General features: G+C 37.6%; 15 protein-coding genes. 7 read left to right on the top strand and 8 right to left on the bottom strand.

Features of this window, described 5'->3' with window-relative positions; genetic code table 11:
• Nucleotides 1-195: 195 nt before the first annotated feature.
• Together RIV7116_RS09380 and RIV7116_RS09375 are read left to right on the top strand one after the other, a co-directional pair.
• Nucleotides 196-1,089, top strand: coding sequence for a prohibitin family protein (locus RIV7116_RS09380; protein ID WP_015118057.1), 894 nt, complete (start codon nucleotides 196-198; stop codon nucleotides 1,087-1,089).
• A gap of 96 nt (nucleotides 1,090-1,185) precedes the next feature.
• Entirely contained in the window at nucleotides 1,186-1,371 is a 186-nt protein-coding gene (locus tag RIV7116_RS09375; RefSeq protein ID WP_015118056.1) for a hypothetical protein, read from the top strand.
• A 154-nt stretch (nucleotides 1,372-1,525) separates the two neighbouring features.
• On the opposite strand, the gene ctpC is transcribed toward RIV7116_RS09375, so the two are convergent.
• Both ctpC and ispG read right to left on the bottom strand, forming a co-directional pair.
• The gene (gene ctpC / locus RIV7116_RS09370; RefSeq protein ID WP_015118055.1) at nucleotides 1,526-2,812 is read right to left on the bottom strand and encodes a carboxyl-terminal processing protease CtpC; all 1,287 of its coding nucleotides are present in this window, start codon (nucleotides 2,810-2,812) and stop codon (nucleotides 1,526-1,528) included.
• Between the two features lie 174 nt (nucleotides 2,813-2,986).
• Nucleotides 2,987-4,216 (bottom strand): (E)-4-hydroxy-3-methylbut-2-enyl-diphosphate synthase, encoded by a 1,230-nt coding sequence (gene ispG, locus RIV7116_RS09365; RefSeq protein WP_015118054.1) that lies wholly within the window; start codon nucleotides 4,214-4,216, stop codon nucleotides 2,987-2,989.
• Between the two features lie 376 nt (nucleotides 4,217-4,592).
• On the opposite strand from ispG, the gene RIV7116_RS09360 reads away from it, so the two are divergent.
• Complete coding sequence (locus tag RIV7116_RS09360) at nucleotides 4,593-4,943, top strand: hypothetical protein (RefSeq protein ID WP_015118053.1); 351 nt, start codon at nucleotides 4,593-4,595, stop codon at nucleotides 4,941-4,943.
• Nucleotides 4,940-5,332 (top strand): HNH endonuclease, encoded by a 393-nt coding sequence (locus RIV7116_RS09355; protein ID WP_015118052.1) that lies wholly within the window; start codon nucleotides 4,940-4,942, stop codon nucleotides 5,330-5,332. Before RIV7116_RS09360 ends, RIV7116_RS09355 begins: the two co-directional genes overlap by 4 nt.
• Nucleotides 5,333-5,474: 142 nt before the next feature.
• Here RIV7116_RS09355 and RIV7116_RS09350 read toward each other — a convergent pair whose 3' ends face one another.
• Both RIV7116_RS09350 and RIV7116_RS33740 read right to left on the bottom strand, forming a co-directional pair.
• Entirely contained in the window at nucleotides 5,475-5,789 is a 315-nt protein-coding gene (locus RIV7116_RS09350; RefSeq protein ID WP_083894053.1) for a pentapeptide repeat-containing protein, read from the bottom strand.
• 21 nt (nucleotides 5,790-5,810) lie between these two features.
• Nucleotides 5,811-7,316 carry a pentapeptide repeat-containing protein gene (locus RIV7116_RS33740; RefSeq protein WP_198287582.1) on the bottom strand — a complete coding sequence of 502 codons (1,506 nt, stop codon included), beginning with the start codon at nucleotides 7,314-7,316 and terminating at the stop codon, nucleotides 5,811-5,813.
• A gap of 337 nt (nucleotides 7,317-7,653) precedes the next feature.
• Between RIV7116_RS33740 and RIV7116_RS09340 the strand changes: the two genes are divergently transcribed.
• Complete coding sequence (locus RIV7116_RS09340) at nucleotides 7,654-8,658, top strand: hypothetical protein (RefSeq protein ID WP_015118050.1); 1,005 nt, start codon at nucleotides 7,654-7,656, stop codon at nucleotides 8,656-8,658.
• Between the two features lie 128 nt (nucleotides 8,659-8,786).
• Here the strand turns inward: RIV7116_RS09340 and RIV7116_RS09335 are convergent, their stop codons facing one another.
• Nucleotides 8,787-9,677: a M23 family metallopeptidase gene (locus tag RIV7116_RS09335; protein WP_015118049.1), complete on the bottom strand. Its 891-nt coding sequence runs from the start codon at nucleotides 9,675-9,677 to the stop codon at nucleotides 8,787-8,789.
• Between the two features lie 371 nt (nucleotides 9,678-10,048).
• Between RIV7116_RS09335 and RIV7116_RS09330 the strand changes: the two genes are divergently transcribed.
• Nucleotides 10,049-11,251 (top strand): HhoA/HhoB/HtrA family serine endopeptidase, encoded by a 1,203-nt coding sequence (locus RIV7116_RS09330; protein WP_044290838.1) that lies wholly within the window; start codon nucleotides 10,049-10,051, stop codon nucleotides 11,249-11,251.
• A gap of 190 nt (nucleotides 11,252-11,441) precedes the next feature.
• Here the strand turns inward: RIV7116_RS09330 and RIV7116_RS09325 are convergent, their stop codons facing one another.
• The 3 genes from RIV7116_RS09325 to ispD all read right to left on the bottom strand — a co-directional run bounded on the left by RIV7116_RS09325 (nucleotide 11,442) and on the right by ispD (nucleotide 13,543).
• Nucleotides 11,442-11,786 carry a DUF760 domain-containing protein gene (locus tag RIV7116_RS09325; protein WP_015118046.1) on the bottom strand — a complete coding sequence of 115 codons (345 nt, stop codon included), beginning with the start codon at nucleotides 11,784-11,786 and terminating at the stop codon, nucleotides 11,442-11,444.
• 206 nt (nucleotides 11,787-11,992) lie between these two features.
• Entirely contained in the window at nucleotides 11,993-12,538 is a 546-nt protein-coding gene (gene scpB, locus RIV7116_RS09320) for an SMC-Scp complex subunit ScpB (RefSeq protein WP_015118045.1), read from the bottom strand.
• Nucleotides 12,539-12,862: 324 nt separating this feature from the next.
• Nucleotides 12,863-13,543 carry a 2-C-methyl-D-erythritol 4-phosphate cytidylyltransferase gene (gene ispD / locus RIV7116_RS09315; RefSeq protein ID WP_015118044.1) on the bottom strand — a complete coding sequence of 227 codons (681 nt, stop codon included), beginning with the start codon at nucleotides 13,541-13,543 and terminating at the stop codon, nucleotides 12,863-12,865.
• Between the two features lie 249 nt (nucleotides 13,544-13,792).
• On the opposite strand from ispD, the gene RIV7116_RS09310 reads away from it, so the two are divergent.
• Entirely contained in the window at nucleotides 13,793-14,734 is a 942-nt protein-coding gene (locus RIV7116_RS09310; RefSeq protein ID WP_015118043.1) for a glycosyltransferase family 9 protein, read from the top strand.
• Nucleotides 14,735-15,543: the final 809 nt, after the last annotated feature.

The following is a 15,543-nucleotide window of genomic DNA, read 5'->3' as shown; positions in this document are numbered from 1 at the left end:
TTTCTTCTAACATTATTATATTTGGAAAAAAGAAATGAGTGTTATTACTAAAATATAATTTTGCTCTCCACAAAAGTTCATTAAAATTTAATAATATCGAAAATAAAAATTTAAATTTAAACTCAAAATCATAAAAATATAAATATAAGCAGATATATATGTAGAAGTCTCTAAAATAATTATTTCAAAAAAATTATGAGTTTTATTATCTCTCTTTTAGCTACCTTAATTGCAACCCTTGTTTATCTCAATTCCGGTAAAGTTGATGACGAAAGAAATCGTTTAGCAATACGGGCAGTTGCTGCATTAATTGGGATTGTTGCCACTATTGCTTCAATTTCCAGAGCTTTAGTCATCGTTCCTCCCGGTAATATTGGTGTTGCAAATTTATTCGGTAGAGTCTCCGATAAAAGCCTGAATCCCGGCGTAAACTTGGTTAACCCTTTTACTAAAACTCGGAATTTTTCTACTCGCTTGAAAGATATCTTGGAAAACGTTGACGCAAGTTCTCAAGAAGGTTTAAATCTCAATCTTGATGTCAGTTTACAATACAAACTTGACCCACAAAAAGCCGCAACTGTATACAAAACTATTGGAACCAGCGAAACACAATTGGTAATTTCTCGATTTCGCTCTACTATCCGTTCCATTGTCGCTCAATACCCAGCAAACGCTATTTACTCTATTAAGCGTCAAGAAGTTGCTCGCAGAATAAACGAACAACTCACCAAGGAATTATTGCCTTTAGGTTTTGTAGTTGAGGAAGCTTTGTTACGTAACGTGAAAATGCCTGATACAATCCAACAAGCAATTCAAGAGAAGCTAAAAGCCGAACAAGAAAATCAGCGAATGAAGTTTGTTTTGGAAAAACAGCGCCAAGAAGCTGAACGCAAACGGATTGAAGCCAAAGGTATTGCGGATGCCCAGAAAATTATATCCGACGGACTTACAAATCAAGTATTGCAGTTGCGGAGGATTGAAGCAACAGAAAAGCTAGCTCAATCTCCTAACTCTAAAATTATTATGATTGGTGACGGTAAAGGTGGAATGCCTATCTTATTACAAGAGTCGGCAAATACAAAACCTTGAAAATTAAAGGATTCCCATTTGGGTGAGGTTTAATGTGTAGTTAACTCAACTGAAATTTGCTATAAAACTCAAAAATTGAAATTCTTGCATTAGTTTATGGAATCACTACAAGGCTGGTACATTATCAAACGCCCCTCGCAAAAATGCGAAATCGTCTCCAGCGAACTAGCATCTGGAGACGATAAACAAATTATTGAAAAATGGGGGGTTTTTAGTTCAAAGGAAGAAGCAATATCTCGTCGTATCGGATTAATTAGAACTGGTAAATGTGAGCCAGCATAAGGAGTTAATAGTTAACAGTTAGGAATTGAGAGTTCTTAACTTACTTCAAGAGAAGATGTAATTTCCTTCTGGCACATAAATCATAAGAACAACTTTATCCAAATCCTAACTCATGTAGAGACGCAGCAGGTCGCTCCGTCTCTACATCTGAGATCTATTTTTTCTCCGCTCTAATATTGCCTTTTGCAGCAATTTCCTTCTTCAATTGTTCTATAGCTTTAGCATATTGGGGATCTTTTAAGGTAGCTAGTCTATCGCGTTGCTTGAGCCACAATTTCTGTCGTTGTTCGTCGCTCAACTCAACTTTTATATCTGGTTTAATCCCGGCTTTATTGATATCTTTACCGCTGGGGGTATGATATTTAGCAATCGTAACTGCAACGCCGGAACCATCATAAAGGGGACGCACCGACTGTACCAAACCTTTACCAAAAGTCTTGCTACCGACTAAAACAGCACGCTTATTATCTTGCAACGCACCGGAAAGGATTTCACTCGCACTAGCACTTCCCTTATCAACCAAAACTACTAATGGCTTTTCCGTGAGCGATCGCCCGTTTGCTGCTTCTTTCTCTACAACTCCCTTGCGGTCAATGGTGGAAACAATCGTACCATCCTTAAGCCACATCCTGGCAATTTCGATACTAGAGAATAATAAACCGCCTGGATTGTTACGTAAATCCAGAACGTAGCCGTCAACGTTTTTCTTCTCCAAATCTCTAATAGCTTCGCGCATTTCCTTTGAAGCATTAGCGCTGAAGGTCTTGAGACGAATGTAGCCAGTTTTACCAGCAGGAGTTTGTTTGACAGAATAATCAACCGGATGAATTTCGATTTTTGCTCGGGTAATTAAATAATCTTTTTCCTTACCATTACGAGAAATAGTTAACTTAACTTTACTTCCAGGTTCTCCTCTAATTAAAGTTACCGCTTCACTGGTATCCATTCCCTCGGTGCTTTTGCCATCAATTTTAGTAATGACATCTTTCGCCAAAATACCGGCTTTAAACGCTGGAGTATCTTCTAATGGTGCAATAACGGTTAACTTCTTAGTTTCCTCATCAAGACCAATAGTGATACCAACACCAGTTAGTTCCCCAGAAGTATCCACCTGCATGTTCTTGAACTCTTTGGGGTCCATAAACCGGGTATAGGGGTCATCCAGCTTTTTAAGCATTTCCCGGATGGATTTATAAGCTTGCTGCTTGTCAGTGTATTTTTTATTTAAGTACTCTTTACGAACAGCCTGCCAATCGACTTGATTGAACGTACCATCTACGTATTGGCGGTAAATAATTTGCCAAACTTCATCTACTATCTCTTTAGGACTTTCTTTAAATAAGGCTTGTCCTTGTGAATGAATGCCAAGACCTGCGACAGCAATCGTTGAAAGCGTCACGGCAGTAGCACCCAGAACAAGTCCACTTCTTGAAATCACCATATTACAGCTGTGCCAGACTGAATTTACATAGTCAGTATGCTCAATCTAACACAGCCTACCACTGTAAAGACCGAGCATAATTTGTTATTTCGGTAAATTTTTACATTAATCCGGCTAGCTTTGCAAAACAGCACAAAACTAGCAAGATTTTTGATCTACAAAGTTTTTGTTTGTTTAATCTGGTTCTACCCAACGTTCGTCAGCTTTGATCAAGTTTATCAATTCTTCTACGCCTTTATCTTCAGGAACTTTTTTAATTTCTTCTCGACCCCTGTAAAGCGATATAAAGCCGGGAGTTTTACCGACATAGCCATAATCGGCATCAGCCATTTCTCCAGGACCATTGACGATGCAACCCATAACCGCAATATCCAATCCCGTGAGATGACTGGTTGCTTCGCGAACTTTGTGCAGCACTTCTTCTAAATTGAATAAAGTGCGACCGCAAGAAGGACAAGCGACGTATTCGACCATTGTCTTCCGCAATCCCAAAGCCTGCAAAATACTATAGCAAACTGGAATTTCTTTTTCCGGCGATTCTGTTAAAGATACCCGAATTGTATCGCCAATGCCATCGGCTAATAAAGTCGCAATTCCCGCAGTTGATTTAATTCGTCCGTATTCCCCATCACCGGCTTCAGTAACACCTAGATGCAAGGGATAATCCATACCTTCAGCATCCATTCTTTGTGCCATCAACCGGTATGCAGCTAACATTACCGGTACCCGCGAAGCCTTAAGTGAAATTACTATATTATGAAAATCTAAAGATTCACAAATACGAATAAATTCTAGCGCTGACTCCACCATTCCTTCGGGAGTATCGCCATAGGTAAACAGCATTCGTTCGGCAAGGGAACCGTGGTTAACGCCGATTCGCATGGCTTTCCCCTGATCGCGCAGAGAAATTACCAAAGGTTTGAGAGTATCGGCAATTTTATCGCCAATTTCGTCGAATTCAGTTTTAGTATATTCAGTTCGATTGGCATCTGGCTTTTCAAAAACATACAACCCTGGGTTAATTCGTACCTTTTCAATATGCTTGGCAACTTCCAAAGCAATTTTCATGCCATTATGATGTACGTCGGCAACAATGGGCACATCTTGGTAAGTTTGCTTTAACTTTTGTTTAATTTCTGATAAAGCTCTAGCGTGAGCCATACTGGGCACGGTAACTCGGACAATCTCGCAGCCGATTTCGTGTAAGCGACGGATAGCCGCAACCGAACCGTCAATATCGAGAGTATCCTCATTAATCATCGATTGCACCACCACCGGGTATCCTCCCCCGATAGTTACATCCCCGACCTTTACAGGACGGGTTTTACGCCGCTTGATAGTGGTTTCAAAAGCGGGAGTCGTAGATGCCGTATTAGTTGTTGTTGGTGTTGGCAGGGTTTGCATAACCTGTTTCAGTAAAATTCTGTAGCGAAGATATCAAATTTTCAAACATTCTGTTTTTCAGATTGCCATAGTTCAAGCCGTTTAGATGTTAAATTTCTTGGTTAAAGTTAATAATTGGCATAAAACAGATTTATGATTGCATTTCGTTAGGTAATTATCTAGATACAAGCTATACAATAACCGTTTTGCAAAAAATAATTCTAATTACCACATGAAGCAGCGAGTACATTAGACAGTTTTAGATATGTAAAATTTTACGTCTCCCGATGGTTGTGGAAAAACGAAGCAGTTTGTCAGATAAGGCGATCGCGCAAACCATCGCGCTGAAAGTAAAAATAAGTAAAATTATAAGAATAATACCAAAAGAGGTTTTGATGTGCCGAAAATAACTTTAGAAGTACCTGAAGAACTTTCTCAACAATTAGCAATATTAGGTGACGAACGACTTATTGAATTATTAACTTTGAGCCTTCAGCAACCACCATTAGCGGCTCATACTTATCGCTACATTTTAGATTTTTTATCGACTAATCCGACTCCAGAAGAAATCGCTAATTTTCGTCCCACACCTGAAATGCAGAAACGTTTGCGACTGCTTGTAGAACGTAGTAAATCAGGCGATATAACCGAACGAGAACGTATAGAACTTAATGAATATGAGCGGATTGAGCATTTAGTAATTATGTTAAAATCAGGGAATTTAAAGAATATTAAAAGCAAACAATGACCTATATTAATTCTGCTCTACGTCGTCAGGTTGAACAACGAGCAAATTATAGTTGTGAATACTGTTTACTTAGGTCAGATGTTGCTTTTTACTCCCATGGAGTAGACCATATAATCGCAGTCAAACATGGTGGTGCTACAAATGCTGAAAATTTAGCTTATACTTGTTGGCGATGTAATCGTCATAAGGGAACAGATTTAGGGTCATTTGATCCACAAACCAAAGAATTTAGTTTCCTCTTTCATCCCCGCAAGCAAAAGTGGGAGGAAAATTTTAAAGTGGAAAATTTAAATATTCAAGGATTAACCGCAGAGGGAAGAACAACTGCGAAATTGCTTCAGTTAAATACCGATGAAAGAATTGCAGAAAGGCAAAGATTTTGGGAATGAAAATCTAATAAATAAGCAGTTGTTTTTTTATTTCGTAGGGTGAGTGACGGTTACGATAAATTATCGATTTTAACAAGCCAAATTGAATTTACCGTCACGCACCAACCAGTAATTATGAAAATATCTCGAAATCTATTATAAATTAGCAGTTATCATTTTTAATACTTCCATCAGGCATAATAGTATTGCAAAAAATCGCGTGATCTAGATGAGCATTTTTGATATCAGCATCTTTTAAATTCGCATTTGTAAAATTAGCATTATCAAACTCAGCATCTTGTAAATCTGCATCTCGTAGATCGGCATTTGTGAAATTAGGGTTTTTTAATTGCGTGCATCTCAAAATTGCACCTCTCAAATTAGTTCCGGTAAAATTTACATTCGCTAAATTAAGTCTACTAAAATTACAACCGTTTAAATCTAATCCGCTTAAATCGGCATTTTCATGTAATCTAATTAAACCCGACGGTTGATTTCCTTATGGGTTAATAAATTCTTCATCGCTGACGTAAAGAGTATCACTTACATCGATACCTTTTTCACTTAAATATGCCAATTGTTTATTTGATAAAACTGCGCGTTTGAAACTAATATTTTCAAAATTTTCAGAATATCTAAATAACTTTACATCATACAACTCGTACAAATTTGCTTTTTCCCATTTGGTATTATTCAAGATTGAACCATCAAAGGAAGTCTCTTCTAATAACGATTGACTAAAATCAGCACCAGTATAATCATTATTTTCATATATTCCACGATACATATCTACACCTCTGAAGCTAGCACCTTTAAAATTGCAATTCTGGATCAATTGACGGCAAAAACGCACTTTATTAAGATTAGCTCGTTGAAAGTTTGAATAACTGATGTCAGCAAGCATTAAATTGGCATTACTTAAATTAGCATTACTAAAATTACAATTTTTTAGAGTAGCAGCTTCAAAATTAGCATTCTTTAAATCAGCTTCACTCAAATCAATATTATCAAGATGTATGCCTCGAAAATCGGCATTTATTAGGTTACTACCCTGACAAATACAATACGCTTTTGACAAATCAGTATCGGGAGGAAAAACAGTTTCTGGACTATATAAAGCTTTGCCCAAATCAGCTTGACTAAGATTTGCCCCAGTTAAATTCGCACCTCGTAAATCTGTATGTTTTAAAGAACCACTTAAAATAGCACCGCTTAGATTTGCATTTCTAAAATTAGTTATGCGAATATCAGCTTCTCTTAAATCAGCACCGCTTAAATTAACATTCTCAAAATTACTCCATAATAATTTTGCTCCTCTTAAATTCGCATTATAAAGCTTAGCACCATGCCAACTAAAATATTCTGGAAATCCATATCTTTCCGGGTCAATATTACTAAGATTGACACCTGGTGCAGCTAAGTAAGCTTTACTAAGGTCGGTACCTTCCAGAAATATTGTTTCTGAACTGTAAATCAATCCTGTGAGAACTGCATCATTTAAACTAGCACCGCTTAAATCAGCACCTATCAAATTAGCTCCATTCAATCTAGCTTTATCAAGATTGGCATTATTTAAGTTCGCTTGTAAAAGATTTGCATATTCTAAATATGCTGAACTCAAATTTACATTACTTAGGTTAGCTCTTTCTAGTTTAGCCCTCCATAAATAAGCAAAATTATTAAGTTTCCATATATCTTCTATATCATCCCAAAACCAATTTTTAATTATTGCTTGATAAAAATTAGCACCTCTTAAAAAAGCATCAGATAAACCATCGGCATAAATAGTAGTCCTACTTAAATTAGTATTTTCAAGAATACTATTAGATAAAATAACATAAGTTAAATTAGCCCCTGTAAGATTAGCATTAGTAAAATTAGTATTTACAAAAGCTATATAAGAAAAATTAGCATTGCTTAAATTTGCTCCCGAAAAATTAGCGTTGCTTAAATTAATAATATTATCCAAACTTGGATTTATCTCATCAAAATCAATTCCACTCAAATCAATACCAGAAAAATCTCTTTCCCCTGCTTGATAACGCTCAATCAATTCTTTAGCATTCATTTGATTAACCAGTTAAAAATTTATATTTATAATCAGCTTTGATTTTGAAAAACTTTCTATTAATAGTTTATTCTCTACGACAGATTTTTTTAGTTCTATTCATAGGACTTTTGCTATTAGACGGGGAATTGCATTCCCCGGCGGATTAGGATACTAACGAATAACTTACCAAAAATCATAAGAATGGTGCGTTACGCTCCGTGATAACACACCCTACAAAATCAAATTAATATTCATATCATTGATATATTGTCAACCACAAAAAACTATAAAAATGAATACCCAACTCCCCATCCCCCCACATTTCAATCCCGCAAAAGTCAGCGAAGTTTGGCGGGTACCTTACCAACAACGCTCCACTGAAGCCGAAGCATGGGCAAAACAACACAACATCAAACCAGCTTCTGAAGATAAAACCCGCGTTTGTCTATTATTAATCGATGTGCAAAACACTTTTTGTATTGCCGATTTTGAATTATTCGTGGGTGGAAAGTCGGGAAAAGGTGCAATTGAAGATAACCTGCGTTTGTGTAAATTTATTTATCGTAATTTAAGTGAAATCACTACCATCATTCCTACGATGGATACTCACACCGCAATGCAAATTTTTCATCCGATATTTTGGGTAAATTCTGCGGGGGAACATCCAATTCCTTCGGCTACTAATATTGTTCCCAGCGATATTGACAAAGGTAATTGGAAAGTTAACCCAGCAGTTAGCTATAGTTTAAGATACGACTACGAATTTTTAGAAAAATACGCTTACCATTACGTTAAGAAACTCACGGATAACGGTAAATATCCCCTCACAGTTTGGTCATATCATTCTATGTTGGGTGGAATCGGACATGCTTTAGTTTCATCTGTGGAAGAAGCGATATTTTTTCATTCCATCGCTCGCAACTCTCAAGCACAATTTGAAATCAAGGGAGATAATCCTTTAACTGAAAATTATTCTGTACTTAGTCCAGAAATATTAGAAAGTTTTGATAATTCTCCGATTGCAAAAAAAAATACCCGTTTAATTAAACAACTTTTAGACTTTGATAAAATTATCATTGCCGGACAAGCAAAAAGTCACTGCGTAGCTTGGACAATCGACGATTTATTAACAGATATTAAGAAAATAGATATTAATCTTGCTAAAAAAGTTTATCTCCTCGAAGATTGCACCTCCCCCGTAGTAGTTCCTGGAGTCGTTGATTACAGCCAACAAGCCGATGCAGCATTTAAGAGATTTGCAGAAGCGGGAATGAAAATAATTAAGGTCAAAGGTTAGGATTTAGGAGTTATTGAATTTAATATTAGCCCACGCAGGTGGGCTTTGCTTGTGTAGCCCCAGACTTCCAGTCTGAGGGTGGTGGTTTACCCATTACCCATTACCAATTACCAAATACCAATTACCAATTACTCCAAATACTCCTTTGGATCTTTCGCCACCCAACCTAAAGAAGAACTAGAACGGATTTCAAAATGAAGGTGGGGTTTTTTCAAAGTTGGTGCTCCGGTACTTCCTACAGTTCCCACTAAATCACCTTTATTTACTTCCTGTCCGAGGCTAACTTTGATATCTTGAAGATGAGCGTAACGGCTTTGCATTCCGCTGCTGTGATTGATAATTACCAAGTTGCCGTAAGAACCTTGTTCTTGAGCTAAGACTACTACTCCCTCGCTAATTGCTTGTACGGATGTCCCCGGTTGTGCAGACAAATCTATACCGCTATGGAAGAATACGTCACCGTTATCTGGATTTATTTGCCAGCCAAAAGGGAAAGCTACAGCAGTATTTTCTGGTAAGGGATATCCGCTTAGTTTACTAGAATTAGTAATAGCTTCAAGAATGTTTGTTTTTGTCGATGAAGCTTGAGTCGAACCTTGCGATTTGTTTAATTTGGGAACAAAAACGACTTGAGGGTTTTCTTGACAACCGTTGACTTCAAACAGCGCATCGGCACGAACCTTATGTTTTACTGCTATTTGCTTTAAAGTTTGTCCTCTGGCTAACTTAACCACAACCCCATCGTAGGGAGGGATAATTAAATTTTTACCTACAGTAACTTTACCGTTACGTATTGTGGGATTCATGCGGATAATAGTTGCAGGAGTGACGCTATAGGTTTGTGCTATTGATTTTAAAGTTTCTTCTGGCGCTACTTGGTGGTTAACAAAACGTTCCAAAGCTGGTTTTGGACAATTCCTTTCCGATGACTGCGCCCTAGCAGAATCAGGAAATATGCATATTAAGCCGAGTATACCGCTCAAACTACAAAACCAGGCTGAACAACTACGAAAGCTCATGTATATAAAAAAAATGATAAGTTTATATATAGATTATTTTAAAGTTTTAGTCGATATGTATTCGTTTACAAGTTAATTAAGAATACATGCACCTCAAACCTGAATGTATTTTCAGGAAAATCTGAATTTTAATTTTAGATACTCGATAGCTATTTCTCGCTAATTGCGATCTAAAAATCTAAAATTTGTAACTTAGTAGATTTATTCGCGAAGTTACTCCAAAATCCGACTGTGGATTATTTCTTATAAATTTTATTATCCAAAGGTAAATTTTTTCATGCCTTTGCTATCTAACTCCAAATTCAACTAGTTTTCTTGTTTACTAAAATTATAAAGCTCGCATCTGCATTGCTGTCTAAGAACGTATGGTTATGAAGTTATCTGTAAAACAATTGGCTGTTTCCCTTTCTTTAGTGGCAATTGGTGGCGGTGCAGGTTTGTTGGGAAGTCGCTTCCTGCCCCAAAGTCGCTCTTATAATCAGTTTAAAAATGTTACAGCAGCTTTGCCTCCAGAAACTGTTATCAACCGTCCAGTAGGAGTGTCAGTTGGTGCAAGTCGAGGGGGTGAAATGAATTTTATTGCTAGCGCAGTGCAAAAAACAGGTTCTGCGGTAGTACGAATCAATGCCACTCGTAAAGTAGCTAATCCAATTTCAAAAGCATTGAAAAATCCTCTCCTACGGCGATTTTTTGGAGAGGATGAGCAGCCGTTTCCCCAAGAAAGAATTGAACGGGGTACGGGTTCTGGTTTTATATTGAGCGATGATGGCAAGTTGTTGACTAACGCTCACGTAGTATCAGATACAGATACCGTCCAGGTTACGCTTAAAGATGGTCGTACTTTTGAAGGTAAAGTAGTTGGCGTTGATAAAATTACTGATGTCGCCGTTGTCAAGATTCCCGCGACAGAATTACCTAACGTTAGATTGGGAAGTTCCCGAAATTTGATCCCCGGACAATGGGCGATCGCTATCGGCAATCCTTTGGGTTTGGATAATACTGTCACCATAGGCATTATCAGCGCGACAGATCGTACCAGCGCTCAAGTAGGAGTTCCAGATAAGCGAGTTAGCTTTATTCAAACCGACGCTGCAATTAATCCCGGTAACTCGGGGGGACCTTTATTAAATTCTAACGGTGAAGTGATTGGAGTTAATACGGCAATTCGAGCTGATGCTCAAGGCTTGGGATTTGCCATTCCCATCGAAACCGCTGCTCGGATTGCAGACGAATTATTTACTAAAGGGAAAGTACAGCATCCCTTCTTAGGTATAGAAATGGTGGATTTGACTCCTACTAGGAAAAAGCAGCTGACTCAAGAAACTTCGCTCAAATTAGAGCAAGATACTGGCATTCTAGTAAGAAGAGTCACTTCTGATTCCCCCGCCCAAGAAGCAGGATTGCGTCCAGGGGATATCATTCAAAAAGTCAATAAACAACCCGTCAAATCTTCCGCACAAGTGCAAAAATTTGTTGAATCCTCCACCGTCGGGGATATTTTGCAAATTCAAGTTAAACGCGGAAGCAAAATTCAAACGTTTAAAGTTCAGTCTGGGGCTTATCCCCATAGATAAACAAGGATTTTGGAAAAAATTATTAACAAACCCTCAACTTAGACTTACAACTTGGTATTGTCATTTAAGGGAAGAGTTAAGAGTTAAGAGTAAGTCAACAATCCAGAGTTCCCAGTTACTGCCTTTGATGGTATTAACTGGTAAACCGTAAATAGATTGACTTTTCTCATAACTCATAACTAGGGCAAGGCTATTTGTTAGTTAAATTATCCAAATTCATCCTTTGTTCCATTTGGCGCAGGAAATACCCCGTCATCATTGCTGAAGCCAAAAGCCCAGCAAGATTATCCCTGTCTGTTGTCACCTGCACATTAAAATTTGCCGGGGGTAACATTCCTACAAGCCCTTGGACGTTTTGCGAAATGATTTGTTTAATTTCGGGGCTGACAGACTGGGCTACACGTGCTAAAACCTCGGGAGGTTGATGTTCAAGATATTTGAGCAACTGATTGGGGTTTTCCTCAATGTTGTCAAAAATATTTTGATTCGGGTGTTGGTCAAAGTTGTCGTTCAAAAAATCTGGATCAAACACCATTGGCAATTATTTTCGCTTTTGTTGCTAATTCTACTGTAAACCATACTAAGAGTATGAGGCACCTTGACCCTGGCACAATAATGCGGTAATTACAATTTAAATAACTGTTATACAGAATATTTTTCTGCCGCAATAACATAAAAGTAACCTCAAACTAAATCAAGTCAATCGTGCCCCACACTTACATTTTGGTTATTTTTACATTCCTATACGGTTTCTGCTGCTGGAGTATTTGCTGGCTGCAATTCTAATTCAAGTTGTTGTTGCTTCTTGAAATTAGAAAAAGGTTGAGGTAATTGATCTATTTGAAAATATTGATGAAATTTTGGGGTAATTTGCAGGGAAAAAGAGCGAGAATCGCCGCTACGTCGTTTGCGGACAAAACCTTGTTCTACTAATTCCGGAACGTGCTGATACGCTCCCGAACCTCGTAAATTGATTAAATCGCTTTGCAGCATTGGACTATTAAGAGCAATTGCAGCCAAAGTTCGCAAAGCTCCCACACCCAACTCTACCGGAATCAAAGTTTGTACTAAGTCATGGAAATCTGACCGCAATTGCAAACTGTAGCCTGCAGGAGTCTCTACAACTTCCAAAGCACTATCCCGACGAGCATATTCATCTACTAACTCTATTATTCCTTCCTCCGCCGTGGCGCGATCGCACTTTGCAGTCTCAGCTATTTCCCCAATAGACATGGGTTTTCCCTTCAAATACAAAATTGCTTCTATCTTTGATGCCGCTACAATCATCGGTTGTTAATCCACATTCAAGAGTTTATAGCAACGGACAATGCACAACTCAAGAAAACACACTACAAGCAAGTTGGCACGGATAATACCATTTTATTAATTTAATGTCAAATTTTAATGGGCATTGGGCATTGGGCATTGGGCATTGGGCATGGGGCATTGGGAATAGTTAGGAATTAGGAGTGAGGAGTTAGAAATGTAGTGAGAGCGTCTCCCCCATCTGAAAAAACTTGCCTTTCCCATTCCTTCATATCGATTACCCATTACCCATTACCCATTACCCATTACCCATTACCCATTACCCATTACCTAATCCCCAATCCCCTATTTTCTATTCTTCAAAATAAACTCTGCAATAGCTAAATCTTGTGGAGTGGTGATTTTTAAATTAGTTTCTTCACCTGGGACTATTAATACATCTAGCCCGCATTTTTCAAATAAGGCAGCATCATCTGTGACTTCCCAGCCGTTGCCCACAGCTTGCTGATGGCATTGTTTTAGTAACTTGACATCAAATCCCTGTGGAGTTTGTGCCGCCCATAGTTGCTGTCGGTTGGGTGTCGATTGAATTATATTATTTTCGTTTACAACTTTTATCGTGTCCTTAACTGGCACTGCGGCAATCAAGCCGCTAGCTTTGTGCAAAGTTTCGGCACAGGAGTTAAATAAACTAGGTGTAGCAAGACATCTTGCTCCATCATGAATTAATACTTGCTCTGCTTGAGCTGGCAATGCCCCCAGACCATTGTAGACCGATTCTTGACGAGTGGAACCACCTTGGATTAATTCCACAGGCTTATTCAGTTTTAAATTACCTAAAATTTTCTCAAAATCTTGGCTATCGTGGGGCTGAGAAATGATTCCAATCCAACTGATGCAATTGGATGCTGCCGCAGCTTTGAGAGTCCAGGTAATAATAGATTCTCCCAACAAATCCAACAAGAGTTTATTGCGATCGCTCCCCATTCTTCTGCCACTTCCCGCTGCGGGAATTAATAGGTACACTTTAGTGAATCCTCAATTGAAATTAGTTAAATTAATAATCTTTCTTTATCACACTATGGGTAAGACAGTTAACAGTGAACAGTGAACAGTGAGCAGTGAGCAGTTAGCAGTTTTGATTAAGCAGGGAGTTAACTACTCTCCCAATGCCCCATGCCCCATACCCAATGCCCAATGCCCCATGCCCAATGCCCAATTCTTAATTACTCATCTTCCCCTAAAATAAGTAGCCAGTAATCGTAATTAAACAATATGCGAATAGTAGCCCTTGTCCCTGGTGGAATAGGCGAGCAAATTTTATTCTTTCCGACTTTAGACAATCTCAAGCAGAAGTACGATACATCTCGAATTGATGTGGTGTGCGAACCTTCGTCAAAGGCTGCTTACCAAGTGAGTCAGTCTGTTTCGGAAGTGCTAGCCTTTGATTTTAAAGATCGCAATAGTATGGCTGATTTTGGTAACTTAATCGGCATGATTCGCGATCGCGAGTATGATGTTGCAATTACTTCGTCACAAAGCTGGATTACCGGTTTGCTGCTGTGGTTGACTGGTATAAATACGCGGATTGCTTTCAAGGGCAATAATTCTTTGTTTTTCAATTGCTTAATACCCCGAAATGAAGAACAATACGCTGCCTACATGTACAACGATTTGCTCCAAGGGTTGGGGATAAATTCCACTTATCCGGAGCTAGCTCTCAATATTCCGAAACCAGATATTGATTGGGCAACTGCCGAACAATTACGTAATGGTGTAAACGATACGGGCTATATTTTGGTTTGCAGTCCCTTTGAAGATGCCGATTCCGCTTATCCTGCGGATAAATGGCTGACTGTCATCAAAGATTTTAGGGAAAAACAGCCAGATATGCCCGTGGTAGTTGCTTCTGAACCCAATAATCAAAATTTTGTGCGTACTCTTTCGGAAAAAATACCAGATATTAAAGAAACTTCTCCCAATAATGTTGGTAGGCTTGCAGCCATTATTGCCGGAGCTAATTTAATGTTGTGTACTAATAGTGCGCCCATGCAGCTTGCTGTATTTTTGCAAACTTACACTATTGCTTTATTCGGCTCGGGCGAACCAATTAAATTACTACCTAAAAGTGATAAATTCCTGGCTGTTAAATCTCCTAGTGGTTCTATCGAGGATATTCAGCCAAAAACCATTTTAGAAAAGGTTTGGCAAGGTTAAACTAAAAAATCTGACTTATATAAAGCTCAGAAAGGTAATTTTCATATAAAATGCACGGCACTAGGTATCAGGTAAATGCCTAGTGTCATCTTTTTGTTAATTGGTTTTATTGATAAATTTTTTTTCCAGTTAATCTACTGTCTAAAGACTATTTTATTTGTAGTTTAAAATACAAATATTTTTAATCAATTAGGCAAGGTTTTTTAAAAGCTATTTATTTACAATCGTAGGATTTTAAGCTATTTTTAATACAGATTATTCTTTCAGAAGCATTATTAATTTTTCATTATCTGATGGTTAACTTATAATTAAATTTGATAAAATAATTCGTACTGCGTAACAAGATAATTAATGTTTTACAAAACACTTTTGTGAAAAAAGATTGTATGTTTGAATACAATAACAATGCTTTTAAGAAAAAAACTTTTTTCGCTTACAGCAAATATTATTTTGATACATAGTTTGACTCTATACAAAAGTAACATTGTTAGGCAAAGAAATGTATCAAAAAATAAATATACATAAACTTGAATAGTCTTGGTTTGTAAACGTTTTAGGAATTTAAGGGGGTTTTACCCCTCAAGCTAAAAACATAAGTATCTATTAAGCTATAAAACCTAGTCCAATGTTTTCTTAACTAATAGATTTTTTATTCTTAAGAAGAAAACTTTGATAAGTTGAAGCTCCGAATGTTAAACAAAATACATTTAATTGCAAGATGTTATATGGCTAACAAAACTGTTTAGGAATATTTTTTTCTTTTCATCTTTATACAGTTGCTAGAAACCAATGTTAATAAGCTCTTGAAA

Source organism: Rivularia sp. PCC 7116, assembly GCF_000316665.1.
GTDB lineage: Bacteria > Cyanobacteriota > Cyanobacteriia > Cyanobacteriales > Nostocaceae > Rivularia.
Note: the sequence above shows the minus strand (reverse complement) of the source record. Positions and strands in the feature narration are given on the sequence as shown.

Excerpts from the sequence above, each read along its gene's own strand:
- RIV7116_RS09380 (WP_015118057.1), top strand. The coding sequence starts at position 196 with ATGAGTTTTATTATCTCTCTTTTAGCTACCTTAATTGCAACCCTTGTT.
- RIV7116_RS09375 (WP_015118056.1), top strand. The coding sequence starts at position 1,186 with ATGGAATCACTACAAGGCTGGTACATTATCAAACGCCCCTCGCAAAAA.
- ctpC (WP_015118055.1), bottom strand. The coding sequence starts at position 2,812 with ATGGTGATTTCAAGAAGTGGACTTGTTCTGGGTGCTACTGCCGTGACG.
- ispG (WP_015118054.1), bottom strand. The coding sequence starts at position 4,216 with ATGCAAACCCTGCCAACACCAACAACAACTAATACGGCATCTACGACT.
- RIV7116_RS09355 (WP_015118052.1), top strand. The coding sequence starts at position 4,940 with ATGACCTATATTAATTCTGCTCTACGTCGTCAGGTTGAACAACGAGCA.
- RIV7116_RS09340 (WP_015118050.1), top strand. The coding sequence starts at position 7,654 with ATGAATACCCAACTCCCCATCCCCCCACATTTCAATCCCGCAAAAGTC.
- RIV7116_RS09335 (WP_015118049.1), bottom strand. The coding sequence starts at position 9,677 with ATGAGCTTTCGTAGTTGTTCAGCCTGGTTTTGTAGTTTGAGCGGTATA.
- RIV7116_RS09330 (WP_044290838.1), top strand. The coding sequence starts at position 10,049 with ATGAAGTTATCTGTAAAACAATTGGCTGTTTCCCTTTCTTTAGTGGCA.
- RIV7116_RS09325 (WP_015118046.1), bottom strand. The coding sequence starts at position 11,786 with ATGGTGTTTGATCCAGATTTTTTGAACGACAACTTTGACCAACACCCG.
- scpB (WP_015118045.1), bottom strand. The coding sequence starts at position 12,538 with ATGATTGTAGCGGCATCAAAGATAGAAGCAATTTTGTATTTGAAGGGA.
- RIV7116_RS09310 (WP_015118043.1), top strand. The coding sequence starts at position 13,793 with ATGCGAATAGTAGCCCTTGTCCCTGGTGGAATAGGCGAGCAAATTTTA.